The sequence below is a fragment of the Nonomuraea sp. NPDC059007 genome (assembly GCF_042740555.1).
Classification (GTDB): domain Bacteria; phylum Actinomycetota; class Actinomycetes; order Streptosporangiales; family Streptosporangiaceae; genus Nonomuraea.
This window is the reverse complement of the sequence record NZ_JBHYJD010000001.1, coordinates 451,753-471,167: the sequence shown is the minus strand read 5'-3', so window position 1 is coordinate 471,167 and position 19,415 is coordinate 451,753. Positions and strand designations below refer to the sequence as shown.

The window sequence follows — 19,415 nt, the reverse complement described above, 5'->3', positions numbered from 1 at the left end:
CGTGAGCCTCCTACCGACCGAATGCTTGCTTGGTTCAGTCTTCCTCTGGCGAAGAGCCGTGTCCAGGGAAACCGAACCATGTTCTGTCCAGAACGGCAAGGGCACGAGGAGCCTCAGCACCCCGTCGCGCCACTCGGGAAGCCTACGGGCCCGGGTCGCTGGCCACGGGCCCGGGAGGGGACACGGCCTGGGAGGGGCCTGGCCCCGGGGGTGGGGCTCAGGAAGGGGTGGGGTGCGGCGTGGGAGGGGGCGCAGGCCTGGGGCTGCGGCCGGGGGAGGGGCCGCGGAGGGAGGAGGCGGTGGTGGGAGGGGATGCGGGTTCGGGGGTGGGCGGCTGCCGGAGCGGGGTGGGGCCTCGTGATGGTGCCCGGTGTTTACTCCGCTTGGCAGCCGCCCGCCTGAGTGGCTAGCCGATCAGGTGTTTCATCGCCCTCCTCACCAGATCGGTCCGGATGGCCTGCGTGGTCAGGCTCTCCGCGCCGAACCCGAGGTAGACCGTGTCACGGGTGACGATGCCGCCGCCCTCCTCGAAGAGCTGGTCGGTGCGGAACCAGTTGTTGGCCGAAGGCGCCGACCCCGCCGGCGGGTCGGCCGCGGTCCAGCCGCCCAGGTCCGACTCGAACGAGGTCTGCTCGGCGCTCGCGCCGTCCAGGGTGACCGTGAAGTCGTCGAGGAAGACGCCGGCGCCCTGGGTGGCCCAGTCGCTGATGTAGGAGATCGACAGCTCGACCTGCTTGCCCGCGTACGGGGTCAGGTCGATCTTCCACTGCTGCCAGCCGCCCGAGTTGCCCGAGGCGGCGTGCCAGGCGCCGGAGGTGCCGGTGGGCTCGCAGTTGACGCCCTGGTAGCGCTGGGTGAAGGGGTGGATGTCGCGCCAGCCGCCGGAGTTCTCGGTCTTGCAACTCTCCCCGGTGTCCTGGGTGGTGTGGCCGTTGGCGTCGGGCAGGGTGGTCCAGTCGTCCTGCCCGGCGGTGCGGGCCTCGACGGTCAGGAAGTCCCAGGCGCCCTCGGTGTCGTAGGAGGTCCAGAACGACAGGTCGCCGCTGCTCTTGCCGGTCAGGTTGACGGTCTTGGTCAGGCGTTTCCAGGAGACGTCGGCGATGCCGCTGTAGACGTCCCAGGCGCCGGTGTGCGGGTCGAAGGGGCCGCCGGGCCGTACCCACTTGATCTGGGCGGAGCTGGCGAACCGCGGGAACTGCGCGGCGGGCAGGATCGCCGAGGTGGCCACGTAGGAGTTGGTGTGGGTGGGTTCGAGCGTGCCGTTGAAGCCCTCGAACCTGCCGCCCTTGCCCTGGAGGGCGAAGGGGTTGCCGGTGCCGTGGTCGGTGCCGGCGTCGTCGAAGAAGACGTAGGCGCCGAGCCAGTACTGCTGGAAGTCGTTGAAGATCGGGATGCACGGCGGGTCGGACGGTGTCGTGCACTCGGGCTGCGTGGGCTGGTTGGGCTGGTAGAAGTAGGCGCCGTTGTTGTTGGCGGCGTAGGACGGGTATTTGCCGGCGTGCAGCAGCTTGCCGCCCTCGTTGAGGTAGTCGCGCACCGCGAGTTCGGTGTCCACGCCCAGCTTGGACGTGGTGCCGGGGGCCTGGCCGACGCTTCTCGGGATGATGTCGTCGCCGGTCTCCCAGACGATCGCCTTGTAGTGGCTCAGCGTGCCGAGCGGGTGCGGGGCCTTGCGTCCGGCCTTGTCCACGTCGTAGACGTCGGAGCTGTAGCCGGCCTCGTCGAGCGACTTGACGTACTCGTCGGCGTACTTCGCCTCGGTGACGCCCTGGACGGGGCTGATGCCGGTGACGTCCTCGGCGGCCAGGACGAGAACCTTGCCCCCGATGTCGCTGTTGACCTTGTAGGTGAAGGAGTCGCTCTTCTTGGCGATCGAGCTGAACCAGACCTTCACCGTGTCGCCTGGCCGGGTGCCGGTGATCTTGCCGCGCATCCAGTGGTAGTAGCGGTTGTAGCCGTCGCCGTAGCGCTCGCCGCCGCGCCACTCGCCGGTCAGCACGGTCTTGGTACGCCCGCCGTTGACCTGGTACTGCAGCCAGATCGGACCCAGCTTGCGCTTGGCGTTGACCTGGACGACCTGGTCGCGGCCGTTGCTGGTCTCGAAGGTGTCCAGGACGAAGTCCGGTGTCGTGTTGCCCAGGTGGCTGACGGGCTCGACCGGGTTGCGCGCCGACTTGGCCACGTCGAGTGCGAAGGGGATGTTCTTCTCGAACTCCGCCTGGACCAGCGCCTCGTCGTCGGGGAAGACGAAGCCGCAGCCTTCGCAGCCCTCGTTCAGCTCGGGAGTCCAGGACAGCGTGCCGTACTGGGAGTGCGCGCGGTCGTTGGTGTCGCCGTTGGTGATGTACAGCTCGGCGCCGAGGTCGGGGTCGAAGCCGGGGATCGCCGGGTTGGCGTCGTCGCCCGACAGCGCCTCGTAGATCGGGTTGTCGGCGGTCTCCGTGGCGATCTGCACACCCAGCGGGTAGAGCAGCAGCGGGCCGAAGGAGTGGTAGTTCACGTTGAACGCGAACCGGATGCGCTTCATCAGGCCGTCGAACGCCTTGGTCTCCGGCTCGCTGGCCGGGCCGGCGCCCCGGTAGGTGTCGCTGCTCGGGATCGAGGAGGAGCCCTCCTCGTCGTAGTGGAAGTTCGTGGGGAAGTTCCGGTTCGGGTCGACGCCGTCGCCGCGGGTGATGGTCCCGTCGCCGTTCACGTCGCGCAGGTTCTTACGCCAGAGGCGGTTGCCCTCGGTGAAGCTGAAGTCGTAGCCGTCGGGGTTGGCCACCGGCAGGAACCAGAGCTCGGTGGTGCCCAGCAGACTGCGCAGCGACGCCTTGTTGGCGACCACGTGCTTGAGCAGCCGCATGTTGACCTCGGTCGCGATCCACTCGCGGGCGTGCTGCGTGGCGGAGTAGAAGACCGCGGGTTTGGCGCCGTCCGGCAGGATGCGGGCCAGTGAGGTGACCTTGGCGGCGAGGATGTCCTTGCCCTGGATGGTCTTGCCGATGGACATCAGCTTGACCACGTCTTTGTTGGCGTTGGCGATGGACCTGAGCTGGTCGGCGATGCCGCCCGGCTCCGTGTAGGACTTCCAGACGGTGTAGCCGCCGGCGGCCTGGGCCTTGGCCGCCTCCAGTTGTGTCTGGCCCTGCTGGTTGCGTACGGGCTCCGGCTTGTGGCCGAGCTTGGCGAGCCCCGCGAGCCCCGCCTGGTCGGCGGTCAGCTCGATGTGCTCCTTACCGCCGTTGACCTGCTGTTGTACGACGTCGAAGCCTGCCTCCCTGAGCCTCTCGCCGGTGCCGAGCGGGCTGTCGAGCTGGTAGAGCTCGATACGATCGCTGGGCGGCAGTGGATCCACGACCGACGCCTGGGCCTCGACGGAGACCAGGGAGCTGCCTAAGCCGATTAAGACGGCTGTGAGGAGCGTTAGAGAACGTGACACGGTCTGCCCCTTCGCAGAGACGATTCGCTCGCAATTTCGCTCCGCGGGGTGTCCTCGGCAAGACCCAAAGTTCGGGGCTACCTCACAAAGTGGTAGATACTTCGCCAATGGTGCATGGGTTAGTCGGTTCCGGTGGCAACGACCAAGATCATCTTCTATAGTCACCACGTCTAGGAGGGGAGGGACGAGCGTGGGAGTCAGGCGTTTCGCCGCCATCGCCACCGTGCTCGTCGGCCTGCTCGCAGCGCCCCTTCCGCAGGCCGCCACCGCCGATCCCGGCAGCCCCGCGCAGCTGCGCAAGCTGACGAAGCAGGCCGCCCAGCTCAACAAGCTCTTCCGTGGCCAGATCGAGTTCCTGGAGGACGCGCGCATCCAGGCCAAGAAGGCCACCGAGAACGCCGACAAGCTCAGGGGCCAGCTCGGCGCGGCGCGCGGCGAGGTCGCCAACATCGCCCAGAGCACCTACATGAGCGGGCCGCTCGACGGCACCCAGCTCCTGGCCATCGCCGACCCCGCCATGCTGCTCGGCCAGGCCGCGAACATGCAGTACATGTCCGACGAGCGCACCAGCCGGGTCCAGCGCATCGAGCAGCTGATCAAGAGCGCCAACACCGCGAAGAAGGCGGCCGACGCCAAGATCAAGGAACTCGAGAAGAAGATCAAGGAGATGCGCGACAAGCGGCGCGACGTCGAGAAACTCCTGGCCAAGTACGGCTTCCAGACCCCGACCGGCGGCGCGGGCCTCACCCAGCGCATGACCAGCGTGAAGATCGAGGTCATGCAGAACTTCCCCATGCCCTACGGCGTGGGCTGCCTGCGCCCCGGCGACCCCGGCGAGCACGGAAAGGGCCGGGCCTGCGACTTCATGATCTCGCGCGGCTACGCCTCCGGCGCCGACGCCGACCGCGGCGACGCCCTGGCCGAGTTCCTGATCAAGAACGGCTCCCGCCTCGGCGTGATGTACATCATCTGGAAGCAGCGCTACTACGACATCCGCTCGGGCGGCGGCTGGGACCCCATGTCCGACCGGGGCAGCGTCACCGCCAACCACTACGACCACGTCCACGTCTCCGTCTTCTGATGGACTTCGAGGAGCACCGCAGCCACCTGTGGGCCGTGGCCTACCGGCTGCTGGGCAGCGTCGCCGACGCCGACGACGCCGTGCAGGAGACCTGGCTGCGCTGGCGGCAGGCCGACCAGGCCGCCGTCACCGCGCCCCGGGCCTACCTGACCACCGTCGTGAGCCGGATCTGCTACGACCAGCTCGGCTCCGCCCGCGCCAAGCGCGAGTCCTACATCGGGCCGTGGCTGCCCGAGCCGGTGGTCGAGGAGCCGGGGCCGGAGGACCGGGCGACCATGGACGAGTCCGTGGGCATGGCGCTGCTGGCCGTCCAGGAACGGCTGAGCCCGGCCGAGCGGACGTCGCTGGTGCTGCATGACGTGTTCGCGATGCCGTACGAGGAGATCGCCGGCATCCTGGGCAGGAGTCCCGGCGCGGTCCGGCAGCTCGCGGCGCGAGGGCGGCTGCGCGTGCGGGACTACGCGCCGCGGCGCTCGCTCGACCGCGACGAGCAGGCGGCGGCGGTGCGGGCCTTCGCCGCGGCGGCCACCACCGGCGACCTCCGGGCGCTCGTGGCGGTGCTCGACCCGGACGTGGTCTGGCGCTCCGACGGCGGCGGCGTGGTGGGCGCGGCGCTGGTGCCGGTCGTCGGCGCCGAGAAGGTGGCCAGGGTCGTGATGGGGCTGGTCGAGCGCTGGTTCACCGGCATGGCCGCGCACTTCCGGGAGGTCAACGGCGGTCCGGGCGTCGTGATCGTGAACGAGGGTGCCGCCGTGGACACGGTCATGTCCTTCACCGTCTCCGACGGGCGGATCACCGAGATTGATGTGGTGAGAAATCCCGACAAGCTGGGCCATGTGAGGTAGTTCACTCAGACGTTTTCCTCAACCGTCCTGTCTCCCCTGCAGAAGCGAAGGACAGGAGACGGACATGGGCATCATGGACATCGTGGTCATCGGAGCCGGCTACGCGGGCATGACGGCGGCGCTCCGCCTCGACAGGCGCCACCGGATCACCCTGATCAGCGCCGGCGACAGCTTCACCGAGCGGATCAGGCTGCACGAATTGGCGGCGGGGCGGCCGTCGGTGAGCACGCCGCTGGCCGAGCTGACCCGGGGGACCGGCATCAGGACCGTCGAGGGCCGGGTCACCGGCATCGACGCCGAAGCCAGGACCATCACGCTGGGAGACGGGCGCGAGTTCCGCTATGACACGCTCGTGTACGCGCTGGGCAGCTTCACCGACACGAGCGTCCCGGGCGTGGCCGAGCACGCCTACGCCGCCGAGAACGCGGCCGAGCTGGGAGAACGGCTGCGCCGGGGCGGTGGCCACCTGGCCGTGGTGGGCGGCGGGCTGACCGGGATCGAGCTGGCCACGGAACTGGCCGAGTCGTACCCGCGCTGGCAGGTCAAGCTGGTCACCGGCGCCCACCCGGCCGCCGGGCTGTCGCGCCGTGGCCGCGCGCATGTCGCCAAGGTGCTGTCCAGGCTGGGGGTGAGCGTCCACGCGGACACGCGGGTCGAGGCGGTGACCTCCGGCGGGCTCAGCACGGCGCAGGGCCCGATCGAGGCCGACGTCGTGGTGTGGGCGGGTTCGTTCGCCGTGCCGGAACTGGCGGCCAAGGCCGGGCTGGCGGTGGACGGGCGCGGCAGGACGCTGGTCGACGCCACCCTGCGCTCGGTCTCCCACTCCGACGTCTACGTGGTCGGCGACGCCGCCGCCGTGGACCTGCCGAGGGCCGGGGTCTCGCGCATGTCGTGCGCGGTCGGGATGCCGATCGCCGCGCACGCGGCCGATGCCGTCAACGCCCGCGCCCGCGGCCGCGCGGCCCGGCCCTTCCGCTTCCGTTACATGATCCAGTGCGTCAGCCTCGGCCGCCGCGACGGCGTCATCCAGGTCGTGCGCCGCGACGACTCGCCGATCGAGCTGATCGTGCCCGGCCGCCCGGGCGCGTGGGTCAAGGAGCTGATCTGCCGGTACGCGGCCGGCTCGCTGCGCGTCGCCCGCCTGCTGCCGCGCTCCTACTGGTGGCCCAAGTAGTCCTTCAGCCAGTGGTAGGAGCTCTTGGGCGTACGGCGCAGCGTCTCGAAGTCCACGTGGACCAGTCCGAAGCGCTGGTTGTAGCCCTCCGCCCACTCGAAGTTGTCCAGCAGCGACCAGACGAAGTAGCCGCGCACGTCCACGCCGTCCCGCCGGGCCCGCTGGAGCGCGGCGAGGTGGCCGTCGAGGAAGGCGATGCGCTCCGGGTCGTCGACGGTGCCGTCGGGGGAGAGGCTGTCGGGCTGGGAGCAGCCGTTCTCGGTGACGTAGACGGGCGGGAGCCGCTGGCCGTACCGCTGCTTGAGGCCCGTCAGCAGCTCGTGCAGGCCGTCGGGGACGACGGGCCAGCCGAAGGCGGTGGTGGGGTAACCGGTGATGCCGGCGTCGTCGAAGGGGAAGCCGTCCTGCCGCGGCGCGGCGATGCGGGTGGGGTTGTAGTAGTTGACGCCGAGGCCGTCGATGGGGGTGGAGATCACGTCCAGGCCGTCCTGCGGGGCGTCCTTGCCGAAGGCCGACAGGTCCGGGTACGCGCCGGTGAGGATGGGATCGTTGAACAGCCGGTTGTGCAGCGTGTCGTAGGCCTCGGCGGCGGCGAGGTCCTCGGGGCGGTCGGAGGCGGGCCAGACCGGGGTGCAGTTGTTGGAGATGAGGATCTCGCGGGCGCCGGCCGCGCGGAGCGCCTGGGTGGCCAGGCCGTGGGCCAGGAGCTGGTGGTGGGCGGTGGGCAGGGCGTCGAGCAGCAGGCTCTGGCCGGGGGCGTGCACGCCGAGGGCGTAGCCGAAGGCCATGTGGACGAAGGGCTCGTTGAGGGTGATCCACGTCTCGACCCGGTCGGCCAGGCGGTGGGCCACGATGGCGGCGTAATCAGCGAATTTTTCGGAAATATCGCGGTTCATCCAGCCGCCCTCGTCCTGGAGCTCCTGCGGCAGGTCCCAGTGGAACAGGGTGGGCACCGGCGTGATGCCCTCGGCCAGCAGGTCGTCCACGAGGCGGTCGTAGAAGGCCAGACCCTTGTCGTTGGTACGGCCGCCAGGCTGAACTCTCGGCCAGGAGATGGAGAAGCGGTAGGCGTTGACGCCGAGACCGGACATGAGCGCGATGTCCTCGGCGGTGCGGTGGTAATGGTCGCAGGCCACGTCGCCGGTGTGGCCGTCGCGTACGCGGCCGGGCTCATGGGTGAAGGTGTCCCAGATCGAGGGGCCCCGGCCGTCTTCCGCGACGGCGCCCTCGATCTGGTAGGCGGCGGTAGCCGTACCCCACAAGAAGGTGCTCATAAGAGGTGAGTATCACTCATGTAATTGCCGGGCCGAAAGAGCAAGACTGTACTTGCTGGTAATGCGCCAGGATGGAGAACATGACGAGTACCTTGCGCCGCCGCCCCGCCCAGCGCCGCAGCGTGGAGAGGGTTGAGCGGATGCTCGACGAGTGCGCGCTGCTTCTCGACCAGGTGGGGTACGACGCGCTGACCACCAAGGAGGTCGCGCGCCGAGCCGAGGTTCCGATCGGCACGTTCTATCAGTTCTTCCCCGACAAGCAGGGGCTGGTCCGCGCCCTGGCCATGCGCAACCTGGAGGCGTTCCTCCAGCGGGTGACCGAGCGGATCGCCGGAGCCGACCTTGAGCACTGGACCGACCTCGTCGACCTGGCCATCGACGAGTTCGTCGCGATGAAGCGCACGACGCCGGGGTTCGCCGTGGTGGACTTCGGGGAGGTGCTGCCGACGCCCGGCGGACCCGCGGTCGAGGGCACCAACCGGACGCTGGACGCGGCGCTGGAGAACAACGTCATCGTGGCCGACCGGCTGCGGGCGCTGACCGTCGACCTGCTCCACGCCCCCGCGGGGTCGGGGCTGGACCGGGCGCTGCTGGTGGCGGTGGAGGCCACGGACGCGGTGCTGAAGCTGGCGTTCCGCATGCACCCCGACGGCGACCCCGAACTGATCGCCGAATGCAAGCAACTGGTCCGCCGCTACCTGGCCGACCACCTTCCCTAGGGGAGCGCCGAGCGGAGGACGGCCTGGGCGATCGGCGCGGCCGTCTCGCCACCGGAACCGCCGTTCTCCACGACCACGCCCACCGCCACCTCCGGCGCGTCGGCCGGGGCGAAGGCGGTGATGACGGCGTGCGCCGCCGCCCCCTGGGCGTGCTCGGCCGTCCCGGTCTTGGCCGCCACCGCCACGCCGGGGATCGCCGCGGCGGCGCCCGTACCACCGGGCTGGGTGACGGAGACCATCATCGCGGTGAGGTCGGCCGCCACCGTCTCGGGCATCGTGGTGCGGTACTCGGTGGGCCAGGCGCGGTTGATGACCGAGCCGTCGGGCAGGCGGGCCTCCTCCACCAGGTACGGGCGCATGAGCGTGCCCCGGTTGGCGACCGCTGCCGACATCATGGCGATCATCAACGGCGTCGCCCGGTCCTCGTACTGGCCGATCGCCGACAGGGCGGTCTGCGCCTGGTCCAAGCCCTTCGGGTAACCGCTCTCCGCCACCGGGAGCGGCACGGTCAGCTCGTCGGTGTCGAACCCGAACGCCTGCGCCCCCTCCCGCAGCGTGTCCGGCCCCAGGTCGAGGCCGATGTTGGCGAACGCGGTGTTGCAGGACACCTGGAAGGCGTAGCCCAGCGGCGGATGCCCGTCGCCGCACGGCGTCCCGCCGGAGTTGCCCAGGGAGGTGGTCGTGCCGGGAAGCTGCAGCTGGACGGGCGCGTCCACCTGCGAGGACGGCGTGTACGCGCCGGAGGCCAGCGCCGCCGCCGCGGTCACGACCTTGAACGTCGAGCCGGGCGGATAGTTCTGGCCAAGCGCGCGGTTCAGCAGCGGCCTGCCGGGGTCGGCGCGCAGCCGCCGGTCGGTCTCGGCGAGCTCGCGGGCGTCGAACCCGGCGAAGGCGTTCGGATCGTAGGACGGATACGAGGCCATCGCCAGGATCGCCCCGGTCACCGGGTTGATCGCCACGGCGGCGCCGGGCCGCCCGGTCGCCTTCAAGGCGTCGTAGGCGGCCCGCTGCACCCGGTCCACGATCGTCAGCCGGACGTCGGCCCCCGCCGCGCTCCCGTCCTTCACCAGCGCGCGTACCTTGACCTTGGCGTCGGACCCCGACAACACGCCGTCCTCCGCGTGCTCGACGCCGGTCTCGCGGTAGAGGGACAGGTAGCCGGTCGCGGGCGCGTAGAGCTTCCCTTCTGGATAGACCCGCCGATAGAGGTACGGCCCGCCGTACGCGCGCTCGCTGTAGGCGATCACCGAACCGTCATAGGTGGCGATGTCCCCCCGGGCATGGTCGAACCTGGCGATGATCGTGCGCTGGTTGCGCGGATCGGCGTTCAGGCTGTACGCCTCGAACGTCTGCAGATAGGTGACGTTGGCCAGCAGCGCGAACAACATCGCCGAGCAGACCAGCGCCACTCGGCGCAGGGGGATGTTGATCCGTTTCGCCCTGGGTCCGGCCATGCTCCTCGGTCTAACAGCCGGAAACCCAAGCCAGGGCTAGAGGACGCTGCGGTAGTAGGAAATCTTGTGGTGGATGTACTTCTGCCGCTCGGCGAGGTTGGCGATCTGCTCCTTGACCCGCCGGTCGTGCTCTTCGAGGAGCTCGATGCGCTCGGCGACGGTGTGCTCGCCCTGGCGGACCAGGTCGGCGAAGCGCAGCATCCCGGCGATGGGCATGCCGGTGTCGCGCAGGCAGCGGATCAGGTTCAGCCAGCCGAGGTCTTGCTGGGTGAAGCGGCGCTGGCCTGCGGAGTTGCGCTCGATGCCGGACAGCAGCCCGATCTTCTCGTAGTAACGCAGGGTGTCGAGGCTGAAGCCGGTCTCCTCGACGACCTCCGACGGTGTGTAGACGCTCACGCGACCCATCGTCCCACCTGGAGTGGGCTCCAGGTCAAACTTGACCTGGAGTGGGCTCCAGGACCCACAGTCATCGCCATGAAACTCGCACTGGGCACGATCGGCTTCGGCACCGCCGTCACCATGGACGACACCTTCGCACTGCTCGACCGGTTCGCCGAGGCCGGCGGCACGATGATCGACACGGCCAACAACTATCCCTTCTGGGTGGAGGGGTGCACCGGGGACGAGAGCGAGACGGCCATCGGGGCGTGGCTGGCCGCGCGGGGCAACCGGGACCGGGTGGTGCTGAGCACCAAGGCCGGCGCCCGGCCGACGGTCGCCGGTGACCGTACGCTCGACTCGATGGAAGGGCTGTCGGCGAAGGCGATCGCGAAGGCGGCCGAGGGCAGCCTCACGAGATTGCGGACCGACTACATCGATGTGTATTGGTCGCACATTGATGATGCTTCCGTCACGCTTGAGGAGTCTTTGGGGGCGTTCAACGCGCTGGCCGAGGACGGCAAGATCCGCGCTCTCGGGGCCAGCAACATGCGCGCCTGGCGGCTGGAGCGGGCCAGGAACCTGTCGGCGGGGCGCGGCTGGATGCCGTACACCCACCTGCAGCTGCGCCATACCTACCTACGGCCGCGCCCGCAGACCCTGCAGGCCGAGAGCGCGCACGTGCTGGTGACCGAGGAGACGCTGGAACACGCGGCCGACACCGGGATCTCGCTGTGGGCCTACAACACGCTCATGTCCGGCTCCTACACCGGGCGGGCCGACCGGCCGCTGCCGGAGTCCTACGACCACCCCGGCACCACCCGCCGCCTGGCGGTCCTGCGCGAGGTGGCCGCCGAGCTGGGCGCCACCCCGAACCAGGTCGTGCTGGCCTGGCTGCTGGCCGACGGGCACGTGCCGATCGTGGGCGCCACCCGGCTCGCCCAGCTGGAGGAGGCCATCGGCGCCACCGCGCTGAGCCTCGACCCGGCCCAGAAGGACCGCCTCGACGCCGCCGTCTAGTCGCGGTAGGCCGACGACTGCAGGGTGTAGAGGTCGGCGTACAGGCCGTTCAGCGACATCAGGGCGGCGTGGGTGCCGGCCTCGACGACCTTGCCGTGGTCGAGGACGTAGATGCGGTCGGCGTAGCGGACGCTGGCCAGCCGGTGGGTGATCAGCAGGACCGTGCGGCCGTCGGCGTGGTCGCGGATACGTTCGAACAGGGCGTGCTCGGCACGGGCGTCGAGGGCGGCGGTGGGCTCGTCGCAGATCAGCAGCGGGGCGTCGCGGTGGAAGCCGCGGGCCACGGCGATGCGCTGCCACTGGCCGCCGGACAACTCCTGGCCGTCCTTGAACCGGCGGTCGAGCAGGGTGCGGTAGCCGTGGGGGAGGTCGGCGATGACCTCGTCGGCCCCGGCCACCCGGGCGGCGGCGTCAAGCGCCTCCTCGCCCTTGCCGGTGCCCATGGTGATGTTGTAGCGGGCGGTCAGGGGCCAGCGGGTGTGGTCCTGGGCGATGACCGCGGTGCGCAGCCGCAGCGCCTCGGGCTCGACGTCGCGCAGGTCGACGTCGTCCCAGGTCACGCTGCCCGAGTCGGGTTCGTAGAGGCCGGAAAGGATCTTGGCGAGCGTGGTCTTGCCCGAGCCGTTCTCACCCACGAACGCGATGACCTCGCCCTCGTTGACCTCGATGGAGACGCCGCGCAGCGCCGGGTCGCCGGAGCCCGGGTAGGCGAAGGTGACGTCCTGGGCGGAGATCCGGGCGAAGGACGCCGGAGCCTCCACCGGGCGCGGCTTGGCCAGGCGGCGCTCGGCGTCGTCGCAGAAGTCGAGGAAGTCGGTGAAGTAGAGGCCCTCCTCGTAGAGGCGGTTGGTGGCGTACATGAGATTGCCCAGCGACGACTGGCCCTGGCGGATGGCCAGGACCGCGGTGCCGGCCACGGCCAGCGGGATGGAGCCGAGCGCGAGCAGGACGCCGAGCGCCACGTAGACCAGGCCGCTGCCGAGGCCGCCCAGGGACTCGCCCACGACGCGGGTGAGCGTCTGGCGCTTGGCCAGGCGCAGCAGAACCTCCTGCTCGGCGCGGGCGACCGCGTCGTACATGCGCAGAAGGAAGCCGCGCATCGTGAACGAGCGGACCTCAGCGGCGGGCTGCCGGTTGGCCAGTAGCTCGGCGATGATCCATTTGCGGCGGTTGGCCGGGATGAGGGTGTAGAGGGTGGTGTAGCGCATGCGGGCGCTGCGCACCGCCGCCCACGCGTCGGGCAGTACGGCCAGCAGCAGCAACGGCAGCAGCACCGGATGCAGCACGCCCAGCACGCCGGCCACCGCCAGCAGCCCCACCGCGGCGGTGACCACGTCGATGGCCGAGGTGACCACCGAGTCGGCCATGGCCACGCCGCGCAGCCTGGCCCGCTGCAGCGCGTCGTGGAAGTCTGGGTCGTCGTAGGCGGCGAGCTCGACCCTGCTGGTCAGGCCGTAGAGGCGCTCCTCGGTCAGCCGGCTCACCTGCGGGTCGAGCCGCGACTGCGCCCACCCGGCCCCCGCCTGTACGGCGGTGCGCATCGCCGCCGCCCCCGCCACCAGGGCCAGGCTCGGCAGCGCGGCCACCACCCGGTCGGGCGTCGGACCGTCGCTGAACAGCGCCGTCAGCACCCCGGTCGTGGCCAGCAGCCCGAACGCGGTGAACACCCCGCCGAGCAGGTTGAGCGAGACGGTGGCGACGGTGTCGCGCGGGCTGGCCCGCCACGCCAGCCGCATGGCCTGCCCGATGAGCGAGGGCAGCCGCCTGGCGATGGTGAGGAATCCGGCCTCGGCCATCTTGTCGGTGTGGGCGTGCCAGTCGGAGATGGTGATCTCGCCGATTTCCAGCGCGTCGTCGGCCATGTATGAAGTGTGCGGCAGGGCACTGACAATCCGATCTGGCCCGCGGTCAGATAAGCCTGGTCTGGCTGGCCCCAAATTCTGCGTGACGGGTGTAACACTGTCGGTAGTGCTGTTGCCCGCCCCCCGCGAGGAGTAACGACGGTGCCCACGAACCTTCCGACGGTTCCCAACGCGTTCATCGGCAGGGAGTCCGACCTGGATGAGCTGTTGCGCCTGCTGATGGCGGTGCGTGTCGTGACCTTGTGCGGCACCGGCGGCATCGGCAAGACGCGGTTGTGCCTGAGTGTGGCGCACGAGGCGGTCGAGGTGTTCAGCGACGGCGTCTGGCTGGTGGAGCTGGCCGACCTCGACTGCGGTGACCTGCTGGCGCAGCGCGTCGCCGCGGTGCTGGGCGTGCAGGTGCCGCCCGACGGCGACCCCGCGCAGGCGGTGGCCACGGCGGTCGGCGGCGGCAAGCAACTGCTCGTGCTGGACAACTGCGAGCACCTCATCGAGGACTGCGCCGAACTGTGCACCTACCTGCTGGGCGCCTGCCCCGACCTGCGGGTGATGGCCACGAGCCGCGAGCCGCTGCGGGTGCTGGGCGAGACGGTCTGGCGGGTGCCGCCGCTTTCTCTGCTGCCGGTGGCCGGCGGCGGCAGCGACGCGGTCCGGCTGTTCGTCGACCGGTCGGTGGCCGGCGGCGGGCTGACCTGGACGGCCCAGGACGACGCCGCGGTCAGCGCGCTCTGCGCGGAGCTGGAGGGCATCCCGCTGGCGATCGAGCTGGCGGCGGCGATGACCAGGGTGCTGTCGGTGGAGCAGATCAGGTCGCGGCTGTCCGACCGGTTCAAGCTGCTGACCAGCGGTTCGCGCTCGGCGCCCGCCCGTCAGCGCACGCTGCTCGCCACGGTCGAGTGGAGCTACCGGATGCTGAGCGCCCCGGCCCAGCTGCTGCTGCAGCGCCTGACCGCCTTCCGCGGCGGCTGGACGCTGGAGCTGGCCGAGCTGACCTGCCCGTGCCCGGGACTGGCCGCCGACGAGGTGCTGGCGACGATGGCCGAGCTGGTCGACAAGTCGCTGGTGCTGGCCGACGGCGAGGCGGGCGGCGAGATCCGCTACCGCATGCTCGACACGGTACGCGACTACGGCAGGCAGCGGCTGCAGGAGTCGGGCGACGAGGAGGAGCTGAGGCAGCGGCACCTGGAGTGCGTGTTCCTGGTCTCGAAGCGGCTGGGCGACCTGATCGCGACCTGCGACCGGCGCCACTGGCCGGAGATCACCCGGCGGGCGCTGGTCATCGACGCCATGCAGCCCAACCTGTACGCCGGGCTGGGGTACGCCCGCCGTACCGGCCAGGTGGAGCGGGGCCTGCGCATGTGCACGGACCTGCAGTGGGTGATCATCGCGGGCGGCCGGTTCGACGAGGCGGCCAGGCACATCGACGAGCTGCTGCAGGACGCCGACACGGTCATGCCCGGCCAGGTGGCGCACGCGCTGGCGATCAGGTCGGTGGTCTGCTTCTTCGGCGGTGACGCGGTCGGCGTGGTACGCCACGGCCGCGAGGCGGTGCGCCTGGGCCGGGCCAGCGGCCATCTGATCAGCGAGGCGCTCGCGATCATCATGATGTGCGCGGTGGGCGCCGGCGACGAGGAGATCACCCTCGACCGGGCCGCCGAGCTGGCGGGCAAGGCCGGCGACGAGTACGTACGCTCGCTCGTGACCTACATCAGGGCGCTGCACGCGCAGGTCGCCGGGCAGCTGAGGGAGTCGGCCAGGCTGTACGAGCAGATGATCGACAGCCACCGCGACGCCAACGACTGGGGGATGGCGCTGGCGGTGATCGGCCTGGCCCAGATCGCCCACTCCCGCGGCGACCTGGAGGCGGCGGCCCGCCACTACCAGTACGCGCAGGAGCTGCTCGACCCGATCGACCACCGGGGCGAGCGCATCCGCTGCCTGACCGGGCTCGGCCGGATCGCCACGGAGCTGGGCGACTTCGACACCGCGCGGCGCCGGCTGGCCGAGAGCCTGGCGCTCAGCTCGGGCCTGGGCCAGCGGGCGGTCGCGGTCGAGCTGGTCGACGGCTTCGCCGACCTGGCGCTGCGCGAGGGCGAGCACGTGCGGGCCGTACGTCTGATGGCGGCGGCCTCGGCGCTGCGCGAGCGGATGGGCGGCGCGCTGCTGCTCAGCATGAGCGGCGCGCGGATCCAGGAGCTCCTCGCGCCCGCCAGGCGCGCGCTGGGGGAGACGATGGTGGCGCAGTTGTGGGCGGAGGGCCGCACGCTGCCCTGGCACCAGGCCATCGAGTACGCCGTGCGCGGCGAGCCCCCCGTGCGCCCCCTCCTGGGCATCCCGGTCCCGGTGGCGCCCGACGGCACCCTGACCGAGCGCGAACGCGAGATCGCCGGCCTCATCGCCCGGGGCCTGTCGAACAGGAAACTGGCCGAGGAACTGGTCATCAGCCCGGCCACGGTGGCCAGGCACGTCAGCAACATCCTGGCGAAGCTCGGCTTCACCTCCAGGACCCAGGTGGCCACCTGGGCGATCGAGCATGGTATGAACGAGTAGTCGATGTCACACTCAGAGTGATGATTACCGCGTGGAACCTCCCCGCCGAGCCCAACCTTTTCGTCGGCCGCGAGTCGGACGTCGACGAGCTGGCCCAACTGCTCGACGTGGCGCGCGTCGTGACGCTGTGCGGCGCGGGTGGCATCGGCAAGACGCGTCTGGCGATCCGGCTGGCGGCCCGGCTCGCGCCGCGCTTCTCCGGCGGCGCCCGGCTGGTCGACCTGTCGGACCTGGGCGCCGACGCGAGCGTGGCCGACCACGTGGCGGCAGCGCTGGGGCTGGCCGCCGACCCGGGCACGCCCCTGCCCGAGCGGATCGGCGAGCGCCGCGTGCTGGTGGTGCTCGACAACTGCGAGCAACTGGTGGGCGAGTGCGCCGAGCTCTCGCGCGACCTGGTCGGCGCCTGCCCGGGGGTGACCGTGCTGGCCACCAGCAGGGAGCCGCTGCGGGTGCCCGGCGAGACGGTCTGGCGGGTCCCGCCGCTGTCGCTGGCCGGCGATCCGCGGCGTTCGGAGGCGGTGCGGCTCTTCCACGCCAGGGCGGCCGCGGTCCGCCCCGGATTCGAGCTGAGTGACGAGGTGCTGCCGCAGGTGGTAGGGCTGTGCCGGGCGCTGGACGGGCTGCCGCTGGCGATCGAGCTGGCCGCGGCCATGGTCAGGGCGCTGTCGCTGCGGCAACTGGTCGAGCGGCTCGACGACCGCTTCCGCCTGCTGTCGGCCGGAGCCCGTACGGCCCCCGCGCGCCAGCGCACGCTGCGGGCGGCGGTCGACTGGAGCTACCGGCTGCTGTCGGAGCAGGAGCGCCTGCTGCTGCGCCGCCTGGCGGTCTTCCGTTCCTGCTGGACCCTCGACGTGGCCGAGTGGGTCTGCCAGGGCGAGGGCCTGCCCGAGGAGGACGTGCTCGCCCGGCTGTGCGACCTGGTGGACAAGTCGCTGGTCGTGGTCGACGGCGAGATCGCCGGCGAGGCGCGCTACCGGCTGCTGGAGACCGTCAGGGAGTACGCGGTCGAGCAGTTGTCCCAGACGGACGAGGAGATCGACCTGCGCCGGGCGCACCTGGCGGCGATGGCCCGGCTGGCGGTGGAGTTCAAGCAGGCGGTGGCGCCGGGGGCGCGGACGTCCTGGGCGGTGATGGAGCGCTTCGGCAACCTCTTCGACGGCCTCAAGACCGAGATCGGCGCGGCGCTGGACTGGTCGATCGCGATCGGCCGCCAGGAGGTCGCGCTCAGGATGCTCACCGACATGCGCTACATGCTGGTGGCGAGCGGCCGCAATCTCGGCCTGGCCGGGCCTCTGGACCGCCTCCTGGCGACCGAGACCGGCGACCTCGGGCTCCTCGGGCAGGCGACCGTGCTCCGCGGCGAGCTGGCCGTACAGAGCGGCGACCTCGCCACCGCGGCGCGGTGCGCGCGTACCGGACTCGGGATGTGCAGGTCCGCCGGCGACAGCTACGGCGAGGCCGTCGGCATGATCCTGCGCGCCCAGACCTCCGGCGAGCAGGAACCGCTGCGGCAGGCGCTGGAAGTGGCGGCCAAGAGCGGCGACGCGATCCTGGCCTCGATCGCGCAGGGCGCCAGGGCGGGCCTGGCCCTGCACGACGGCCGGCTGCACGAGGCGCGGCGCGCCTTCGAGGAGGTGCTGGCGCTGTGCGAGCGGCTCGACAACCACTGGGGCCTGTCCAACGGCCACATCGGCCTGGCCCAGGTCGCGCGCCGGGTGGGCGACAGCGCGACCGCCAAGCGCCACTACGAGAGCGGCCTGCGCCTGGTACGCCACGTCGACGCCCGCCAGCAGACCATCAGCTGCCTGGCCGGGCTCGGCAGGGTGGCGCTGGAGCAGGGTGACCTGCGCGAGGCGCGGGCGCGGCTGACCGAGGCGTTGGAGCTCAGCCGGGACGCCGGCCTGCGCACGGGCATCGCCCGCAGGCTGGAGGCGTGGGCCGGGCTGCTCGTGGCCGAGGGCGACGAACGGCGGGCGGTGCTGCTGATGTCGGCATCGGTGGCGCTGCGCGAGCGCCGTCCCGAGGCGCGGGAGGAGGAGATCCTCGCGCCCGCGCGCCGCAGCCTGGGTGAGGCGCTGGTGGCGCAGCTGTGGGCGGAGGGGGCGGCGATGAGCGCGGACGACGCGGTGCGGTGCGCGCTCGACGGCACCCTGCCCGAGCGTTCCGACGTGCCGGTGGTGCCGATGGGCCAGGACAGCAAGCTGACGGCCAGGGAGCTGGAAGTGGCCGAGCTGGTCTCACGGGGGCTGAGCAACAAGGGGATCGCCGACGAGCTGGTCATCAGCCCGGCGACGGCGGCGCGGCACGTGGCGAACATCCTGGCCAAGCTGGGGTTCGGGACGCGTACACAGATCGCCGCCTGGGTCATCGAGCAGCGCTGAGCGCAACCTCTCTACACATCTTTCCGCACCGGCGGATACATCCTCGAATGGCCATCTCAGTGCATGTGCCGCGCTCCCGGTCGGCCTAGCGTTTGCCATGTGATCGGCCGACCGGCGCCAACCTCCGAACCCCGGTGCTCCGGGGTGCCCACACCGGAGGCGCGCCCGGCCGGTCCGCCGGGAGCGTCGCGTGCCCATCACGGATCAGGGCCTCCTCGGAGGGGTGGGGGTTTTGGTCTGGGGCACGCGACAGCGGGCTCGAGCCGCGCAGGGCTCGAGCCCGCCCCGCAACGGATTCGGTTGACGAACTGTCGAGGAACCCGGTGAATGCACATCGGTATACATACATCGGTGGATGCTGCGGTACGCATGCCCGCCGTACCGTCCTAAGCATGAAGCCGATCGTCTCGTCTGCGGGCACCGTGACCAACGAGGTGTTCGGCCGGGCCTACGAACGAGGGGACCGGCCGGCGCTCGTGGATCTCCACGGCGGCCTCGTGTACAGCTATCGCAGGCTGGTCACCGAGGTGACCAGGGCGGCGTCCGGGATGGTACGCAGGGGCGCCAGGCGTGAGCAGGTCGTGGGCGTCCACGTGAGCACGGCCTGCGCCCAGACGCTGGCCGTCCACACGGTGCTCGCGGCCGGAGGCGTCGCCGCGCCGCTCGACCCGCGCCTGTCGGGGGCGGAACTGGCCGAGCGGCTTTCCGAGTGTGACGCGCGGACGCTGATCACCACGCCGGACCTGGCGCCGCTGTCGCTGCGGGCGGTGGAGGAGTCACGGGTACGGCAGGTGATCGCCTTCGGTTCCGTGGTCGACACGATCGACTTCGAGGACCTGCTGAACCTGGAGCCGACGCCCTTACCGTCGATCGACGCCCGGCTGCAGGACGCGCTGGTGCTGTCCGGCGGACGCCGGATGGGCCAGCCGGAGCTGCTGGCGCGGATGGCGGAGCTGGACGAGCGGGTGAAGCTGACCGAGTCCGACGTGGTTCTGGCCACCTGGAAGCCCGATGACGGGTGCGATCTGATCGCGCTGGTCGGGCTGGCGGTGCTGAGCGGCGCGCTGGTGGTGGCGGCGGCCATGTCGGACGCCGCGGATCTGCCCGGCACCAAGCACGACTTCGGCGTCACGGTCGTGACCGGACCGGGCGGCGGGTTCGAACGTCTCTGAGCTGTTATCGCGCATGCCTTGACGTCGCCGCGGGCGAAGTGGGTTGATGGCCCTACTGACAACGTTGTCAACCTGAGTTCG

General features: G+C 71.0%; 13 protein-coding genes. 8 read left to right on the top strand and 5 right to left on the bottom strand.

Annotated features, from left to right (window positions below; translation table 11 throughout):
* Positions 1-406: 406 nt before the first annotated feature.
* Positions 407-3,424, bottom strand: a complete 3,018-nt coding sequence (locus ACFWY5_RS02035) for a M14 family zinc carboxypeptidase (RefSeq protein ID WP_379630306.1) — start codon at positions 3,422-3,424, stop codon at positions 407-409.
* A 190-nt stretch (positions 3,425-3,614) separates the two neighbouring features.
* Between ACFWY5_RS02035 and ACFWY5_RS02030 the strand changes: the two genes are divergently transcribed.
* From ACFWY5_RS02030 to ACFWY5_RS02020, 3 genes are all read left to right on the top strand, one after another.
* A complete protein-coding gene (locus ACFWY5_RS02030; RefSeq protein WP_379612446.1) occupies positions 3,615-4,505 on the top strand; it encodes a coiled-coil domain-containing protein in 891 nt (296 codons plus the stop codon).
* Positions 4,505-5,350, top strand: a complete 846-nt coding sequence (sigJ, locus tag ACFWY5_RS02025) for an RNA polymerase sigma factor SigJ (RefSeq protein ID WP_379612445.1) — start codon at positions 4,505-4,507, stop codon at positions 5,348-5,350. The genes ACFWY5_RS02030 and sigJ overlap by 1 nt, the downstream gene beginning before the upstream one ends.
* Before the next feature lie 64 nt (positions 5,351-5,414).
* A complete protein-coding gene (locus tag ACFWY5_RS02020; protein WP_379612444.1) occupies positions 5,415-6,524 on the top strand; it encodes an NAD(P)/FAD-dependent oxidoreductase in 1,110 nt (369 codons plus the stop codon).
* On the opposite strand, the gene ACFWY5_RS02015 is transcribed toward ACFWY5_RS02020, so the two are convergent.
* The gene (locus ACFWY5_RS02015; protein ID WP_379630305.1) at positions 6,506-7,798 is read right to left on the bottom strand and encodes a GH1 family beta-glucosidase; all 1,293 of its coding nucleotides are present in this window, start codon (positions 7,796-7,798) and stop codon (positions 6,506-6,508) included. The two genes, ACFWY5_RS02020 and ACFWY5_RS02015, sit on opposite strands and share 19 nt — an antisense overlap.
* Positions 7,799-7,869: 71 nt before the next feature.
* Here ACFWY5_RS02015 and ACFWY5_RS02010 point away from each other — a divergent pair, with 71 nt between their 5' ends.
* Entirely contained in the window at positions 7,870-8,517 is a 648-nt protein-coding gene (locus tag ACFWY5_RS02010; protein WP_379612442.1) for a TetR family transcriptional regulator, read from the top strand.
* Here ACFWY5_RS02010 and ACFWY5_RS02005 read toward each other — a convergent pair.
* Together ACFWY5_RS02005 and ACFWY5_RS02000 are read right to left on the bottom strand one after the other, a co-directional pair.
* Entirely contained in the window at positions 8,514-9,971 is a 1,458-nt protein-coding gene (locus ACFWY5_RS02005; RefSeq protein WP_379612441.1) for a peptidoglycan D,D-transpeptidase FtsI family protein, read from the bottom strand. The genes ACFWY5_RS02010 and ACFWY5_RS02005 overlap by 4 nt on opposite strands.
* A 36-nt stretch (positions 9,972-10,007) precedes the next feature.
* Entirely contained in the window at positions 10,008-10,376 is a 369-nt protein-coding gene (locus ACFWY5_RS02000; protein ID WP_379612440.1) for a MerR family transcriptional regulator, read from the bottom strand.
* A gap of 69 nt (positions 10,377-10,445) precedes the next feature.
* On the opposite strand from ACFWY5_RS02000, the gene ACFWY5_RS01995 reads away from it, so the two are divergent.
* Positions 10,446-11,369 (top strand): aldo/keto reductase, encoded by a 924-nt coding sequence (locus ACFWY5_RS01995; protein ID WP_379612439.1) that lies wholly within the window; start codon positions 10,446-10,448, stop codon positions 11,367-11,369.
* On the opposite strand, the gene ACFWY5_RS01990 is transcribed toward ACFWY5_RS01995, so the two are convergent.
* Positions 11,366-13,231, bottom strand: a complete 1,866-nt coding sequence (locus tag ACFWY5_RS01990) for an ABC transporter ATP-binding protein (RefSeq protein WP_379612438.1) — start codon at positions 13,229-13,231, stop codon at positions 11,366-11,368. The genes ACFWY5_RS01995 and ACFWY5_RS01990 overlap by 4 nt on opposite strands.
* 141 nt (positions 13,232-13,372) lie before the next feature.
* Here ACFWY5_RS01990 and ACFWY5_RS01985 point away from each other — a divergent pair, with 141 nt between their 5' ends.
* From ACFWY5_RS01985 to ACFWY5_RS01975, 3 genes are all read left to right on the top strand, one after another.
* Positions 13,373-15,781 carry a LuxR C-terminal-related transcriptional regulator gene (locus tag ACFWY5_RS01985; protein ID WP_379630304.1) on the top strand — a complete coding sequence of 803 codons (2,409 nt, stop codon included), beginning with the start codon at positions 13,373-13,375 and terminating at the stop codon, positions 15,779-15,781.
* A gap of 20 nt (positions 15,782-15,801) precedes the next feature.
* On the top strand, positions 15,802-18,162 hold the full coding sequence (locus ACFWY5_RS01980) for a tetratricopeptide repeat protein (RefSeq protein WP_379612436.1): 2,361 nt from the start codon (positions 15,802-15,804) through the stop codon (positions 18,160-18,162).
* 392 nt (positions 18,163-18,554) lie between these two features.
* Positions 18,555-19,334: an AMP-binding protein gene (locus ACFWY5_RS01975; RefSeq protein ID WP_379630303.1), complete on the top strand. Its 780-nt coding sequence runs from the start codon at positions 18,555-18,557 to the stop codon at positions 19,332-19,334.
* Positions 19,335-19,415: the final 81 nt, after the last annotated feature.